The organism is uncultured Desulfovibrio sp. (assembly GCF_910584445.1).
Taxonomy (GTDB): domain Bacteria; phylum Desulfobacterota; class Desulfovibrionia; order Desulfovibrionales; family Desulfovibrionaceae; genus Desulfovibrio.
The window spans coordinates 1-14,528 of the sequence record NZ_CAJUBO010000003.1 but is presented as its reverse complement, the minus strand read 5'-3'; the positions used below and the strand labels follow the sequence as shown (position 1 = coordinate 14,528).

The window sequence follows — 14,528 nt, the reverse complement described above, 5'->3', positions numbered from 1 at the left end:
CGGACAGCCCGGATATGGGGAGCATATTCAGGGTTTCGCCTATTTTGTCACCTCACGGGCGAAATTCAGGGGCGGGAGCTGGCGCGGGGCCAGCGGGGCGCCGGCGGTGGCCCGTGCGATGCGCGCGCTGAATTCCTCCAGCGGAAAGCGGGCCTGACCCACCACCGGGGGGGCGCTCACTGTGGCCGCCTGGGGGGCGTGCGCGCGTAAATCGGCGGGGCTTATGGCTGTTGCCGTGGCGAAGGGCGCATGCAGGGCCGCGGGCGGCTGCGCGACGAAATGCACGCGGACTTCGCGGGCGCCGTTCTTTTCCCACAATTCGAGCATGAGCGCCGCGGCCGGGGGGATGCCGTTGACGGGATATTCGTCAAGCTGCCAGTTGACGCCGAGCAGGGCGCCCAGATTGGCGATATTGGTGTCATGCCCCACAAAAACCACCAGCGCGGCCTTGTTGCAGCGCTCGTCATAATGGGTGCCCAGAAGGGCGGAACCCATTTCGGCAAGGAGGGAGGACCCGCGTGCCCAGGCCACCAGCGGCGCCCGGTTGACGACATCGAAGACCCTGGCGTGGACGGGGAGCACCTGGCGCAGGGTGGCGGCGTCCACCTGGCCCCAGCCGGCCGCGGCCCCGGGCCATTCCCCGTATTCGAGCAGAAAGATCTCGGCCATGCTCGACGCGATGGCAAGACTGCCCGCAATGGCGACGCTGCGGCCGTCCGAAGCGACGCTCACGGCATTGGGGATGTCCGAAAGGGCGCAGTCCGGCGGCAGGCTGAAGCGGGCGCAGAGTTCGGGAGAGACCGGCGCGGCCAGCCGGCCCACCAGCGCCAGGGGCGTGGCGAGGTCGTCCTGAAGGTGCCCGAGACCGCCATCGGTCATGCTCAGGATGTCCGTGGCGGCGCTGATGGGATCGAAGGCGTAGAGTCCTGCCTTGACGGGATGGAAGAGCGGGTCGATGGCATCGGAGGCGACCGCATAGCCGAGGTGGCAGTCCGGGGCAAGGCCATCCAGCAGCGCGCGGGCGGTGGCCCGGGTGCGTTCGTCCACATCGGCGCGCACAAAAACATCGCCCGGGCGCGGGCATTGCTCCCGCGGCAGCAGCCCGGCATGGCGGAAGGTTTCGCCAAGGTTGCCCCACATGGCCGTGACAAGACTGGCGCCGCGCGGCGTCAGTTCGCCGCGCTTGACGGGCCACGTCGGCCAGATGCGCCGGCTCCACTGGGCGAGGACGTCATGCTTCTGGGTGGGCGCGCGCACGCCATGGCGCGACAGGACGACGATCTTGAGCAGGCGCCCGTCATCAGCCTCCGCCGCCGGCACGGAGACCGGCGGCAACAGGAAGGCCAGCGCCGCGATACAGAACAGGAGCATGCAGGAGAGGGACAGGGAGCGCATGGGTTCCTCCTCCGTGGATGAGCAGTATGGTCGGCGCGCCCGGTTGTCAGTCCTTCTGTTCCACAAAGGCGTCCATATCGTGCGGGGTGCCGAGCGCGTCATTGGCAAAGGCGGCAAGCAGGAGACGGGCCACGCTGACATTGTAGCGCTGGTCCGCGGCAAGTTCCTGCGCGGCGACCTTCGGTTCCTTGGCCGGGGCGTAGCTGCGTTCGGTGATCATGGCCGCGAACGAGTCCGCCACGGCGGCGAGCGCGGCCGTGGCGGGGATCTGCCCCCCCTTGATCCGCTGCGGATAGCCCGAGCCGTCCAGCCGCTCGTGATGCTCAAAGCAGATCTGGAGCAGGTCATCGAAGACCACTTCCATTTTCTGCATGATCTTCACGCTCAGAAGAGAGTGCGGGAGGATCTTTTCCCGTTCCTCGGGCTTGAGCGAACCTTTCTTGGTCAGGATGAAAGGCGGCACCTTGCTCATGCCGATGTCATGCACGAGCAGGGCAAGCGCCATGCGGTCCAGGTTTTTGCGCTGAAAGTCGCCCGCGTTCCGAAGCCAGAGCCACAGCCCGACGATCATGGTGTTGACCGCGTGCTTTGCCGGCTCATACCTGCGGAACAGGCGGCGCATGAAGGCGTTGATGCGCTGCGGGTCCTTTGCGAGGTATTCCGTGACCACCATGACATCGCGGTAGAGCGGGTCAAAGACCGCCTTGACGGGCTGCTCGTAGAATTCCGCGTAGCGCAGGTACAGCGCATGGATGCAGATGTTGGCGATCTCCGCTTCCTTGAGGTTGTGATCCTGAAGGACGAGGTCGAGCTGCCGGACGATGTGCCGCGAATAGATGTGATGGTCCGAGCGGGAGACAAAGAGGTTGCCGCTGGCGCAAAGCTCTGTCACCTCTTCCACCTGTTCGTTGGAGAGGCGCGTGCCCTTGCGCGAATAGGGCGCGAGCACCGCGATGTCCTCACGGAAGACGAAGAGATCCACCGGGGGCCGATAGCGGGGAAAGCTCGCCATGATCTCGGCGCTGATCTGGTAATACTCTTCGTTGATGTCCCCGGGAACGGCGCCGGTGGCGTTTTTGTCGTCCATGCGCTACTTCCAGTAGATCTTGACGAGGTTGGTGCCGCGGGGCGTGGCAGAATCCTTGAGCTGGCCGGCGGTGATCACCGCGCAGTCGTTGGGCTTGAAGTCCGGGCTGCGGTTGATGAATTCCTCCGCGCGCTCAAGGTGCGTCTGCCCGATGTGGGACTTGTCCACAAAGACGGGCGTGATGCCCCACACGAAGTTGAGCGCCTTGATGGTGGAGGGGTCGGGCGTGAGCGCATAGATGGGCTGGGGGGGGCGCCGGGCCGAGACCTGCCGGGCCGATCCGCCCGAAAGGCTGTGCGAAACGATGGCCTGGGCGCGGGCCTTGTCCGCCAGGAGGCAGGCGGAATAGGCGAGAAACTCCGGGATGCCCTTGTCGCTTTCCGGTTCTTCCAGCTTGCGGTTGTCCAGAAGGAGCTTTTCCGCCTCGGTGGTGATCTTGCGCATGTACTGCACGGTCTCCACCGGGAAGTTGCCCATGGCGGTCTCTTCCGAGAGCATGACGCAATCCGCGCCGTCAAGCACGGCATTGGCAACGTCCGTGGTTTCGGCGCGGGTGGGGGCCGGGTTGTTGACCATGGAAAGCAGCATCTGCGTCGCCACGATGACCGGCTTGGAGGCCTGGTTGCAGGCGCTGATGATGTGCTTCTGCAGGGCCGGGAGCTTGGGCAGCGGACATTCCACGCCGAGGTCGCCGCGGGCGACCATGACGATGTCCGTCTCGGCGAGGATGGCGGCGAGGTTGTCCACGGCGCTCTGCCGCTCCAGCTTGACCACCACGGGCACGCGCCGGCCCGACGCCGCGATGAGCGACTTGGCCTCGCGCACGTCATCGGCCGTCTGCACATAGGAAATGGCGACGGCGTCCACGCCGAGGGCCAGACCGTCGGCGAGGTCCTTCTTGTCCTTGTCCGTGAGGGCGCGCACCTTGGTGGCCTTGCCCGGCAGGGCCAGCCCCTTGCGCGAGGTCACGATGCCGTCATTGTCGGCCTCCAGAAGAACAAGCCCGTCGCCGCGCCGTTCCTGCACCACGAACTGGAGGCCGCCGTCGGCGAGCACCATGCGGTCGCCCGGCTCGAGGCTTTCCAGGATCATCTCATGGTCAAAGGGGAGGTAGGGCATTTCCTCCACGCGCCGCGCGCTGGGTCCGAGGAGCAGGCGCATGCCCTTGCTCACCTGGATGGTGGTTTCCGGAACCACGCCAAGGCGGATTTTGGGACCGGAAAGGTCCTGCATGATGGTGATGGGGCGCCCGAGTTCGGCTTCAACTTCCCGGATATAATTGATGATCTTGACGAAATCCGCCGCGCCGCCATGCGAGAAATTGAGGCGGAAGACGCTGACGCCGGCCTCGGCCAGGGCCTTGAGTTTCTCTTTGCTGTTGGAAGCAGGCCCGATGGTGGCGACGATTTTTGTTCTCATGGTATTCTCCGCTGGTGTGCCGGATGAAGATGTGTGTCGGTCCAGGCAAGTATGGGACCGAAACGTGGAAAATCATCCGAATTTTTCGTGATGATGTCAAGGCGGGCGCCGTCAGGAAAGGCGCTCGCGGAAGTCCGCGTAGCCAAAGCGGCGGAGGAGGCGGAAGCGCTCGTCCGGGGGGGCGTCCGCGCCGCGGCAGATGCCGATGGAGGGCAGGCGCAGTCCGTTGAAGGTGGTGGTCTTGACCATGCTGTAGATAGCCATGTCCGCAAAGACGAGGCGCTGCCCCACGGCGAGCGGCGCGGCGAAGGCGTATTCGCCGATGACATCCCCCGCCAGGCAGGACTTGCCCGCCAGCCGGCATGTCCAGGCGTCGGCTCCGGGAAGGGCGGCCCGACGCGGCGGGGTCGCGCCCGCGCGATACAGGACCTCGGGCCGGTAGGGCATCTCCAGCACGTCCGGCATGTGGCAGGCGGCGGAAACGTCGAGCACGGCAACGGGCATGTCGGCTTCCACCACGTCGAGCACCGTGGCCGTGAGCCAGCCGGCGTTCAGGGCCACGGCCTCGCCTGGCTCCAGATATATCTGGGCGCCGTAGCGGGCGTGCCAGCGGTCGAGCAGGCGGCACAGGAGTCCAAGGTCGTATCCGTCCCTGGTGATGTGGTGGCCGCCGCCGAAGTTGAGCCACCGGCGGCCGTGCAGATACGGGCCGAAGCGCGCTTCCACCGCGTCCAGGGTGCGGGAGAGGGCATCAGCCCCCTGCTCGCACAGCGTATGGAAGTGCAGGCCGGAAATGCCGGCCAGGTCCGCGGGCGCCACCTGCCGGGCAAGCTGCCCGGGCCGGACCCCCAGGCGCGAGCCGGGCGCGCAGGGGTCGTAGAGGGGGACGGTCCCTTCCGAATGCTCGGGGTTGAGGCGCAGGCCGAAACTCACGGGAGCGGCGCCCCGGGGACCGGCATTGGCCGCCTCGGCCAGCGGACGAAAGCGCTCCCACTGGGCCACGGAGTTGAAAACGACATGGTCGCAGAGCGTGAGCAGCTCCCTGAATTCCTCCTCGCTCCACGCGGCGGCGAAGGCATGGACCTCGCCGCCGAAATCCTCGCGGCCCAGGCGTGCCTCGTCCACGGAACTCGCGCACACGCCCCAGAGCGGTCCCCCCCGCGCGCGCGAGAGCAGGGGAAAGACCGCCCAGGCCGCAAAGCCCTTGAGAGCGAGCAGGATCTTCGCGCCCGTGGCGCGCTGCACGCTGTCAAGGATGGCGGCGTTGGCCGCGAGCCGGGCTTCGTCAAGCACGAAGCAGGGCGACGGGACCGGGGAATCCGCCGCCAGAAGAAGATCGAGGCAGTCCACCTGAGCGTTCCCGCGCGCCGTGTCAGGAAGCGGGAACTTCCACGCAGTTCCAGGGCAGGCCGAAGCGGTTGAGATCCGCCATGAAGGGATCGGGATCGAATTCCTCCATGTTCCACACGCCGGGCTTGCGCCACAGCCCTTCGGCGATGAGTTTTGTGCCGATCATGGCCGGAACGCCCGTGGTGTAGGAAATGGCCTGGGAGCCGACCTCGCGGAAGCAGGCGCCATGGTCGCAGACATTATAGACGTAAACGCCCCTGGGGCGGCCGTTTCGCGTGCCCCGGAGCACGTCGCCGATGCAGGTGCGGCCGGTGGTCAGCGGCCCGAGGGAGGCCGGATCGGGCAAAAGCGCCGCCAGGAACTGGATGGGCACGATGTCCTGCCCCTGGAAGCGCACCGGGTCGATGCGGGTCATACCCACATTGCCGAGCACCTCAAGGTGGTTGAGATAGCTTTCGGAAAAGGTCATCCAGAAGCGCGCCCGGCGGATGCCGCGCAGGTTGCGTACCAGAGATTCCAGTTCCTCGTGGTACATGAGGTAGCACTTCTTTCTGCCGATGCCCTCCGGGAACTCGTAGTCCATGGACCAGGAGAGCGGGTCGGTCTCCACCCATTCGCCGTGTTCCCAGTAACGGCCCCGGGCCGTGACCTCGCGGATGTTGATTTCGGGATTGAAGTTGGTGGCGAATGCCTGCCCGTGGCTGCCCGCATTGCAGTCGATGATGTCGAGCACATGGACTTCGTCCAGCTCATGCTTGAGCGCCCAGGCCGCGAAAACGTTGGTCACGCCGGGGTCAAAGCCCGAACCGAGCAGGGCCGTCAGCCCGGCCTCGCGGAAGCGCTCCCTGTAGGCCCACTGCCACTTGTACTCGAACCGCGCCGTGTCCGGCGGCTCGTAGTTGGCGGTATCCAGATAATGCGCCCCGCACTCCAGGCAGGCGTCCATGATGTGCAGGTCCTGATAGGGCAGGGCGATATTGCAGACGATCTCCGGTCTGACTTCGCGCATGAGGGCGCAGAGGGCGGGCACGTCGTCCGCGTCCACGCGGGCCGTGGCGATCTCCACGCCGAACCGCTCGCGCACGCTGGCGGCAACGGACTCGCACCGGGAGAGCGTGCGGCTGGCAAGCGTGATCCTGCCGAAAACGCCGGTTTCCCGCGCTGCCTGCGCGCACTTGTGGGCCACGACGCTGCCCACGCCGCCCGCGCCGATGATGAGAATGTCCGCCATGATTGCCTCGCTGTCTTCGCTGTTGAGGGTGTGAACCCGGCCGGGAATATTCTAGTCGTTATTATACTTTTGGGTCGATGACGCCCTTCTTGCGCTGTGCGGACAATGCCGCAATTATCCGTCAAAAACAGCTATTTCTGCGCTGGCTGCGTCAGAGAAAAATTTTCTTGGTCGAGTACCTGAGTACACTCCCCGCGAAAATTTTTCTCTTCCTTGCCAGCGCCGAAATATCGTATTTTTTAGGATTCTTCCGGCACCAGCATCCGTCTGTCGCTGCGCTCCAGACGGAACCTGAAATATCCATCAATCGCATTGTACAACATACCCATATTCTATGACGCTGTCCGGGCAAACACGGAACGGTCGGCGCCGGCGGCGTCGCCGTCCAGGAGCCGGACATGGGCATAGCGCCCGCTCTTGCGGGCCGCCTCGGCCAGGCGCGGCCCCTCGGCCCGGCACTCCGGGCAGGCATGGCGCGGCACGAGCAGGCAGAGGGAGCGGGGCACGCGCTCCGATTCCGTCTCGATGCGGCCAAGGCCGGAACAGGCGCCGCACAGGCGCCAGCTTTCCGTCTGGTGCTCGGTGAGCATGTCCGTATCATAAAAAATACGCTTTTTCCGCGTCCACCAGCCGTATTCCGCCTTGCCTTCGGCGGGCGTGGCGGGCGGCCGGAAATAGCGCTCCAGCACCTGGTCGCACAGGCGCGCGATATACTCGCCCACCTCCGGCCGCTGGCGGATGGCGCCGGGCGTCCAGCCCGGTTCGCGGATCTCGCCGGCCGCGGGGATGCCCGCCAGCGCGAGGCAGATGCCCAGGTTGACATACGGCAGCGCCCCCCGGATGGCGTAGCCGCCTTCCAGGACGGCGATGTCCGGGTTCAGCGCCGTGGTCAGGGCCGCATAGCCCTGGGCGGAAAGGCGCATATTGGCGAGCGGATCGGTAAAGTGGTTGTCCTGCCCGGCGGAGTTGATGACGATGTCCGGCCTGAAGTCGTCCAGCATGGGCAGGACGGCGTTGCGGACCGCGTACAGGTAGCCCTCGTCCGAGGTCTCCGGCGGCAGGGGGATATTGATGGTGCGGCCGAGCGCGCCCGGCCCCCCGCATTCCTGGAGGAAGCCCGTGCCGGGATAGAGCGTGCGCCCGTCCTGGTGGAGCGAGATGAAGAGCGTGTGCGGGTCGTTCCAGAAAATATCCTGGCTGCCGTCGCCATGGTGGACGTCCGTGTCCACAATGGCGACCCGCAGCGGGCGCCCGTCGGGATGGGGATAGTGATCCCGGAGGTATTCCACCATGACGGCTTCGTTGTTGATGTTGCAGAAGCCGCGATTGCCGTGGACGACGCGCATGGCATGGTGCCCCGGCGGCCGCACCAGGGCGAAGGCGCGGTCTGTCTTGCCCTCCATGACCAGGCGCGCCGCCGTGATGGCGCCGCCCGCCGCCGCCAGGTGCGATTCCGTACTCACAGCTTCCGCCGAAGGCAGGCAGAACTGCGCCCGCTCCAGCTGCGCGCGGGTGGCGAAGACCGGCCGGTGCTCGCTGATGCCGGGAATGTCGAACAGGCCTTCTTCCTGGAGCTGGTCGCGCGTGTAGAGCAGACGCTCCTCCCGCTCGGGATGGGTGGGGGAGATGGCCCAGTCGAAGGCGGGAAAAAAGACCACGCCCAGCGTCCGCGCGGCTGCCAGTGCTTCACTCATCGGGTTCTTCCATGTTCTCGAACACGTCTGCGCCGTAGCGGGCGTTGGCGACCAGTTCGCCGAAATGGCCCATGCCCAGGGCAAGGGCGAGATTGTCCTCCGCCACGGCGGCGAGGAGCGGGCCGCTGGCGTCTTCCAGGCGAAAAACGCCGCCGGGCGCGTCCTCGCGCCGCAGGACGACGCACTGGAGCAGATCGGGATCGCCCATGCGGCTGACCACGGCAAGCGGGTCCGGCAGCGGGGCGTTCGCGCCGCGCGGCGCAAAGCGCAGGCGGCCGTCGGCGACCTGAAGGGTGTAGATCTCGGGGGCGGTGCTCATCATGGGTTTCCTGTACGGGCCGCGTTCAGACGATGCCCGGCCCGTCGTGGGGCAGCCTGGCCTCCAGCGCGGAAAGGCACTGGAGGAGCACATCATCGGGCCGCTGCGTCGCGTCGATGACGGCGATGCGTTCCGGCTCGGCCTCGGCCAGCGCCAGATAGCCCGCCCGGACGCGCTCATGGAAATCCAGGCTCTCGGCGTCAAAGCGGCCTTCGGAGACGACCGTCCCCTCGGCGCGGTTGCGTTCGCCCGCGCGTTCCAGCCCCTCGCTTACGGAGAGGTCCAGAAGAAGCGTGAGGTCCGGCGCGAGGCCGCCTGTGGCCTGGGCATTGATGCGGCGCAGGCGTTCCACGTCATGCCCCCGGCCGTAGCCCTGGTAGGCGAGCGTGGAGTCCGAAAACCGGTCGCAGAGCACGGTCTGCCCCGCTTCCAGCGCCGGCCGGATGATTTCGGCCACATGCTGCGCGCGGTCGGCGAGGAACAGGTGCAGCTCCGCCCGGCTGGAAAGCCCGCGCGTGCGCGCATCCAGCAGGATGGGCCGCAGGCTGCGGCCGAGGGTGCTGCCGCCCGGTTCCCGCGTGAGCACGGGATCATGCCCGCGCGCCTGAAGATGCCCGGCGAGCAGACGCAGGGCCGTGGACTTGCCCGAGCCTTCTATGCCTTCAAAAGTGACAAACATTCTTCCCTCTTGGCGGTTTTGCGCTCTTTCGGGGCGCCCTCGCGGCCGCCCGGGGTGCGCGGCGGACGGTACATGGGGCGCCCCAGCGTGGGCTGCCAGGGCGTCCAGGCGGGACCGTCGCCCTCCAGACCGGTGAAGAGACCGCGGCACTGGGCGAGTTTGGCATCGAGATTGTCCGCGCAGTGGAGGGCGAGCGCCTCCGGCGTGTGCGGCTGGCGTACCGCGCCGAACTCCAGCTCGCCATGGTGGCTGAGGATGAGGTGCTTGAGATGCTCCTGAAGGCCCGATTCCAGCCGGGAGCGGACAAGGAAGGGGCCGAGCATTTCCACGCCGAGCAGGAGATGCCCGAGCAGCCGCCCCTCGCCGGTATAGTCATTGTTCAGGCCGCCGGAAAATTCGCGGATCTTGCCGAAATCGTGGAAGAGCGCGCCGGCGAGCAGGGTCTGCCGGTCAAGCTCGGCATACTGGGCCGCCATGCGCCGGCACAGCCGGAACACGCCGAGCGTGTGCTCCAGCAGGCCGCCGGCATAGGCGTGATGGACGTTCTTGGCCGCCGGCGCGATGCGGAATCTCGGTCCCAGCTCCTCGTCGTCCAGCACGGCGAACACGAGCCTGCGCCAGGGCTTGTGCGTGAATTCCCGAAGGCACAGCTCCCGGAGTTCTTCGTCCATGCCGTCGATGGGGTAGGGGCTGGAAGGCAGAAAGGCCGTCTGGTCCAGGGAGGCCGCTTCCGCGGCGTCCAGCGGCCGGAATTTCTCCACGGCGAGCTGGAGCGCCGAGCGGAAGAGCGAGGCGCGCCCTTCCACCCATGCCAGCGTACCAGGCGCGATCTCGCTGAAGTCCCCGCTCAGCGGACTCCAGATCTTCGCCTCCACGCTTCCGCTGGCATCGGCGAGGACGAGCCGCCAGTAGGGACCGTTGCGCGACTGCGCCAGGGCGGCGTCCGCCACGGCGAAGATCCCGGCAGCCTCGGCATTGGGCACAATGTCTTTGACGAAAACGCCTTTTTCCATATAGATAGTCTCCGCCCGCGTGCGTTCCGGGCCGCCTTTCCGCGAGATTCCCTTCTTTCCGAGGTATTGTCAAATGCATGTTCTCCTGACCAATGACGACGGCATCATGGCGCCGGGGCTGCGGGCCTTGTATGCCGCCCTGGTGGAGGCGGGCCATACGGTCCTGGCCGTGGCGCCCCTGCGCCAGCAATCCGGGGTCGGGCATTCGCTCACCGTGTTCGAGCCGCTGCGGGCGCGGACCATCGAAGAGCCGGACTTTTCCGGCACCGGCGTCCACGGCACGCCCACGGACTGCGTCAAGCTGGGGCTGGGCGCCCTCGCGCCGCGGCGGCCGGACCTCGTCATGGCGGGCATCAATCTGGGTCCCAATGTGGGTCCGGATATCTTCTATTCCGGCACGGTGGGCGCGGCGGCCGAGGGCGCCCACGATGCCGTGCCGAGCATGGCCGTCTCCCACGCCGACCACTCGGGCCGCGTGGACCTTCTGGCGCACGCCCGGCACGCCGTGGCTCTGGCCGGGCGCATCGACTGGGGCCGTGTGGCCCCGCGCCGCGTCCTCAACCTCAATTATCCGGCGGGCGAGCTTGCGGCCGCGCGCGGCCTGCGCGTCTGCCCGCAGTCCGATGCCGTGTGGCGGAATATCTATGAACGCCGGGACGACCCGCGCGGCGACCCCTATTGGTGGCTCACCGGAGATGTGCCGGAAAGCAGCGTGCGCCCCGGCACGGACAAGGCCCTGCTGGCGCAGGGATATGTCACGCTGACGCCGCTGCGTTTTGAATATACGGATGACGCGGCCCTGGAAGCCCTGGCGGCCATGGACCTGGCCGCGCGCGCCTGAAGCGGAAGCGGCGCGGCATTTTTGCCGCGTTGCCGCTTGACATTTCCCGCGGCTTGGGGCAAGTATGCGTTTCCCTTTTTGGAGGTTGCAGATGTACGCGATTGTCGAAACCGGCGGAAAGCAGTACCAGGTCGAGCAGGGTTCCCGCATCATGGTGGAAAAGCTCGCCGTGGAACCGGGCGCCGAGATCGTTCTGGACAAGGTTCTCATGATCGGCGGCGATGGCTGCAAGGTGGGCGCTCCCTACCTCGCCGGCGCCACCGTCAGGGCGGAGGTCGTGGCCCAGGGGCGCGGTCCCAAGGTGCTGGTGTTCAAGCGCCGTCGGCGCAAGGACTCCAAGTGCCTGCACGGGCACCGGCAGGACTGCACCGCCCTTCGCATTACCAGCATCAACAGCTAGGCCGGGCATTCCGGCGCTCCTTCCCGCCGTGCCTGCGCGGCGGAAGTGGCAGCGCCGGCAAAGCGGCCGAGGAGGCACCATGGCTCACAAGAAAGCGGGCGGCTCGTCACGCAACGGCCGCGACAGTCCGGGGCAGCGCCGGGGCGTCAAGCGGTTTGGCGGCCAGCATGTGCTCGCGGGCAACATCATCGTTCGCCAGCTGGGCACGGTCGTGTATCCTGGCCTCAATGTGGGCATGGGGCGCGATTATACGCTGTTCGCCAAGGTGGACGGCGTGGTCCGCTTTGAAAAGTTCGTCCGCAAGCGCCGCGTCCTGACGCGCGTGCATGTGGACTATCCCGCGGCCTAGCCCCGCGCCGTGGCGGCAAGCGCCGCCTCCTGCGTCTCGGGTCTGTATGGGAAGGCGCCGCCCTGTGGCGGCCCTTCCCTTTTGTCGTTTTTGCAGGCATAGTGGAGCCATGTTGCGGGAAGCGCCTGCGGGACGGATGGCGTGCCGCGCGCGTCCCCACTGTGAGGCATGCCATGCGTTTTGTGGATGAAGCCAGGATCCTCGTCAAGGCCGGCAAGGGCGGCCGGGGCTGCATGTCCTTCCGGCGCGAGAAGTTCGTGCCCAAGGGCGGCCCGGACGGCGGCGACGGCGGCAACGGCGGTTCGGTCTATCTCCGGGCGGACAGCCGCCTCCTTTCCCTCTATGACTTCCGGCTCAAGCGTGTCTATGAAGCGCAGAACGGCCAGCCCGGCCGGGGCGGCCAGTGTGACGGCAAAAAAGGCGCGGATCTCGTGCTCGGCCTGCCTGTGGGCACGCTCGTCTTTGCCGAGGGCGTGCCCTCTGGGGAAGCGGCGGAAGGGGAGGACTGCGCCGCAGGGGAGGACGCCGGCAGCGGCGAGCGCCTGCTGGCGGACCTCAGCGAACCGGAAAGCCTTGTCCTGGTGGCGCGGGGGGGCCGCGGCGGCAAGGGCAACGAGCATTTCAAATCCTCCACCATGCGCGCGCCGCGCTTTGCCCAGCCCGGAGAACCGGGCGAGGAAGTGACCCTGCGCCTGGAACTGAAGATCCTTGCGGATGCGGGACTCATCGGTCTGCCCAATGCGGGGAAGTCCACCTTCATTTCCCGTGTCTCCGCCGCGCGCCCCAAGATCGCGGACTATCCCTTCACCACCATCACGCCCAATCTCGGCGTGATGATCGACGAGGTCGACCCGGAAAAGCGCATGATCATCGCGGACATCCCCGGACTCATCGAGGGCGCGCACGCGGGCCTGGGGCTGGGGCACCGTTTTCTCAGGCATGTGGAGCGGACGCGGTTTCTCGTCCACATGCTGAGCATCGACGATGTGGACGATGCGGACCCCTGGGCCGGTTTTGAACTCGTCAACGAGGAGCTGCGCCGCTTTGACCCGGAGCTGGCCGAGCGTCGGCAGATCGAGGTCATCAACAAGATCGACCTGGTTCCCGAGGAGCGGCTTCAGGCCCTCATGGCCCGCGCCGCGCGGGAGGAGCGCCGCATCTTCTTCATCTCCGCGAAGGAGCGCATCGGACTCGAGCCGCTGGTGGAGGAGCTTTGGCGGCTCAAGGACGAACTCGCGCGCCATGAGCCGCTGGTGCATTTTCACACGGAATCGCCGTCTGAGGACGAAGAGTTCCCCGAAATCGAAGTTGTCTATACCAATGAATGACGCGGGCCGGAAGTTCAGCCCCCTGGAGAGCGCGGGGGGGACCTGCGCGGCGATGCCCGCATCCGCGGCGGACGCCGCGTGGGCGCTGGAGCGCCGCCAGCTCCTCACGCGGGCGCGCTGCATCGTGGTCAAGGTGGGGAGCGCCGTCCTGGCGGACGCCGACGGTCTCGATGCCGGGGTGCTTGCCTCCCTGGCCGCGCAGATGGCGGCTGTGCGCGCCGCCGTCCCGCAGGGCGGTCAGGGGGGGACGGAGCCTGTGCCTCCTGTCCCGGCGCGTCGCGTCGTGCTGGTTTCGTCGGGTGCCGTGGCGGCGGGGCGCGCGGCCCTTGGCGCCAGGGGCATGGACGCCCGCGGCAGGGACCTTGCCGCGCGTCAGGCGGCCGCGGCAGTGGGGCAGGGCCTGCTCATGCGCGCGTGGGACGAAGCCTTTCAGCCGTTCGGCATCGCCACGGCCCAGGTGCTCCTCACACGGGACGACCTGCGCTCCCGCCCCCGTTTCCTCAATGCCCGCAATACCTTTGCCGAGTTGTTGCGCTGGGGCGTCCTGCCCATCGTCAATGAAAACGATACCGTTTCAGTGAGTGAACTCAAGTTCGGCGACAATGACTGCCTCGCCAGCCTGCTCGTCAATCTTGTGGGCGCGGACCTGTTCATCAACCTGACGTCGGCCAGAGGGGTCTGCGCCCATGACCCGCAGGCCGACCCGCATGCGCCGGTGCTCGCGCGCATCGAGGATGTGGCGCGGCTCGACCTGGGGCGCCTGTGCGGCGCCAAGACCGCCGCAGGCACCGGCGGCATGCGTTCCAAGCTCATGGCGGCGCGCAGGGCGGCGCAACTGGGGGTCCCCACGCTCATCCTGCGCGGGCGCGAACCCGAAGCCCTGGCCCGGGCCTTCGGACTCTCCGGCGCCGACGACGGGACCGTGCCGTCCGGCACATGGGTCTGCCCGGCGCGGCATGCCATCCCGCGCCGCAAGTTCTGGCTGGCCTATCAGTCTGAGCCGGCGGGCAGCGTCATTGTGGACGCGGGGGCCGCCGCCGCGCTCATGCGCGAGGGGAGCAGCCTTTTGCCGGGGGGCGTGCGGGAGGTCTCGGGCGCGTTCCCCAAGGGGGCGCTCGTGCGCGTGGAGCATGAGGGGCGCCCGCTCGGCGTTGGTCTCACCAACTACAGCGCCGCCGATCTGCGCAAGATCATGGGACTCAAGCGGCACGAAGTGGCGGCCATCCTGGGCGACGCGCACTATCCTGATGTGATCCACCGGGACAATCTGCTGCTGGATGCCGCGATCTGAACGGACTGCCGCGGGTCTGGTGCGATTCCGGGCATGGCCGCCGCTGCTAGGCTCAGACCTCATTAAACTCCGTTATGGTTTTTTCAGCGAGGAAAGGAGATTTTTCCGCTGGCCGCCCGAAGCGGAGCGAAG

14 protein-coding genes are annotated in these 14,528 nt (G+C 67.2%); 5 read left to right on the top strand and 9 right to left on the bottom strand.

Annotation, left to right across the window (positions count from 1 at the left end):
* Positions 1-39: 39 nt before the first annotated feature.
* The 9 genes from QZ294_RS02065 to QZ294_RS02025 all read right to left on the bottom strand — a co-directional run bounded on the left by QZ294_RS02065 (position 40) and on the right by QZ294_RS02025 (position 10,187).
* Positions 40-1,395: a histidine-type phosphatase gene (locus QZ294_RS02065; RefSeq protein WP_297046014.1), complete on the bottom strand. Its 1,356-nt coding sequence runs from the start codon at positions 1,393-1,395 to the stop codon at positions 40-42.
* Between the two features lie 46 nt (positions 1,396-1,441).
* On the bottom strand, positions 1,442-2,482 hold the full coding sequence (locus QZ294_RS02060; RefSeq protein ID WP_297046012.1) for an HD domain-containing phosphohydrolase: 1,041 nt from the start codon (positions 2,480-2,482) through the stop codon (positions 1,442-1,444).
* Between the two features lie 3 nt (positions 2,483-2,485).
* Entirely contained in the window at positions 2,486-3,901 is a 1,416-nt protein-coding gene (gene pyk / locus QZ294_RS02055) for a pyruvate kinase (protein WP_297046009.1), read from the bottom strand.
* Between the two features lie 111 nt (positions 3,902-4,012).
* Positions 4,013-5,251, bottom strand: coding sequence for a carboxynorspermidine decarboxylase (nspC, locus tag QZ294_RS02050; RefSeq protein ID WP_297046006.1), 1,239 nt, complete (start codon positions 5,249-5,251; stop codon positions 4,013-4,015).
* A gap of 22 nt (positions 5,252-5,273) precedes the next feature.
* A complete protein-coding gene (locus QZ294_RS02045) occupies positions 5,274-6,482 on the bottom strand; it encodes a saccharopine dehydrogenase family protein (RefSeq protein ID WP_297046003.1) in 1,209 nt (402 codons plus the stop codon).
* A gap of 332 nt (positions 6,483-6,814) precedes the next feature.
* Complete coding sequence (locus QZ294_RS02040; RefSeq protein WP_297046001.1) at positions 6,815-8,176, bottom strand: histone deacetylase; 1,362 nt, start codon at positions 8,174-8,176, stop codon at positions 6,815-6,817.
* On the bottom strand, positions 8,169-8,498 hold the full coding sequence (locus QZ294_RS02035; RefSeq protein WP_297045998.1) for a hypothetical protein: 330 nt from the start codon (positions 8,496-8,498) through the stop codon (positions 8,169-8,171). Before QZ294_RS02035 ends, QZ294_RS02040 begins: the two co-directional genes overlap by 8 nt.
* A gap of 22 nt (positions 8,499-8,520) precedes the next feature.
* Positions 8,521-9,174: a dTMP kinase gene (gene tmk / locus QZ294_RS02030; protein ID WP_297045995.1), complete on the bottom strand. Its 654-nt coding sequence runs from the start codon at positions 9,172-9,174 to the stop codon at positions 8,521-8,523.
* Positions 9,150-10,187: an HD domain-containing protein gene (locus QZ294_RS02025; RefSeq protein WP_297045990.1), complete on the bottom strand. Its 1,038-nt coding sequence runs from the start codon at positions 10,185-10,187 to the stop codon at positions 9,150-9,152. The genes tmk and QZ294_RS02025 overlap by 25 nt, the downstream gene beginning before the upstream one ends.
* 73 nt (positions 10,188-10,260) lie before the next feature.
* Between QZ294_RS02025 and surE the strand changes: the two genes are divergently transcribed.
* The 5 genes from surE to proB all read left to right on the top strand — a co-directional run bounded on the left by surE (position 10,261) and on the right by proB (position 14,396).
* The gene (gene surE, locus QZ294_RS02020; protein WP_297045987.1) at positions 10,261-11,028 is read left to right on the top strand and encodes a 5'/3'-nucleotidase SurE; all 768 of its coding nucleotides are present in this window, start codon (positions 10,261-10,263) and stop codon (positions 11,026-11,028) included.
* Between the two features lie 91 nt (positions 11,029-11,119).
* Positions 11,120-11,428 (top strand): 50S ribosomal protein L21, encoded by a 309-nt coding sequence (gene rplU, locus QZ294_RS02015; protein WP_297045984.1) that lies wholly within the window; start codon positions 11,120-11,122, stop codon positions 11,426-11,428.
* A gap of 79 nt (positions 11,429-11,507) precedes the next feature.
* Positions 11,508-11,777: a 50S ribosomal protein L27 gene (gene rpmA / locus QZ294_RS02010; RefSeq protein WP_297045980.1), complete on the top strand. Its 270-nt coding sequence runs from the start codon at positions 11,508-11,510 to the stop codon at positions 11,775-11,777.
* Between the two features lie 173 nt (positions 11,778-11,950).
* Positions 11,951-13,105, top strand: a complete 1,155-nt coding sequence (obgE, locus tag QZ294_RS02005; protein ID WP_297045977.1) for a GTPase ObgE — start codon at positions 11,951-11,953, stop codon at positions 13,103-13,105.
* A gap of 52 nt (positions 13,106-13,157) precedes the next feature.
* Complete coding sequence (gene proB, locus QZ294_RS02000) at positions 13,158-14,396, top strand: glutamate 5-kinase (protein WP_297046399.1); 1,239 nt, start codon at positions 13,158-13,160, stop codon at positions 14,394-14,396.
* The last annotated feature ends 132 nt before the right edge of the window (positions 14,397-14,528 follow it).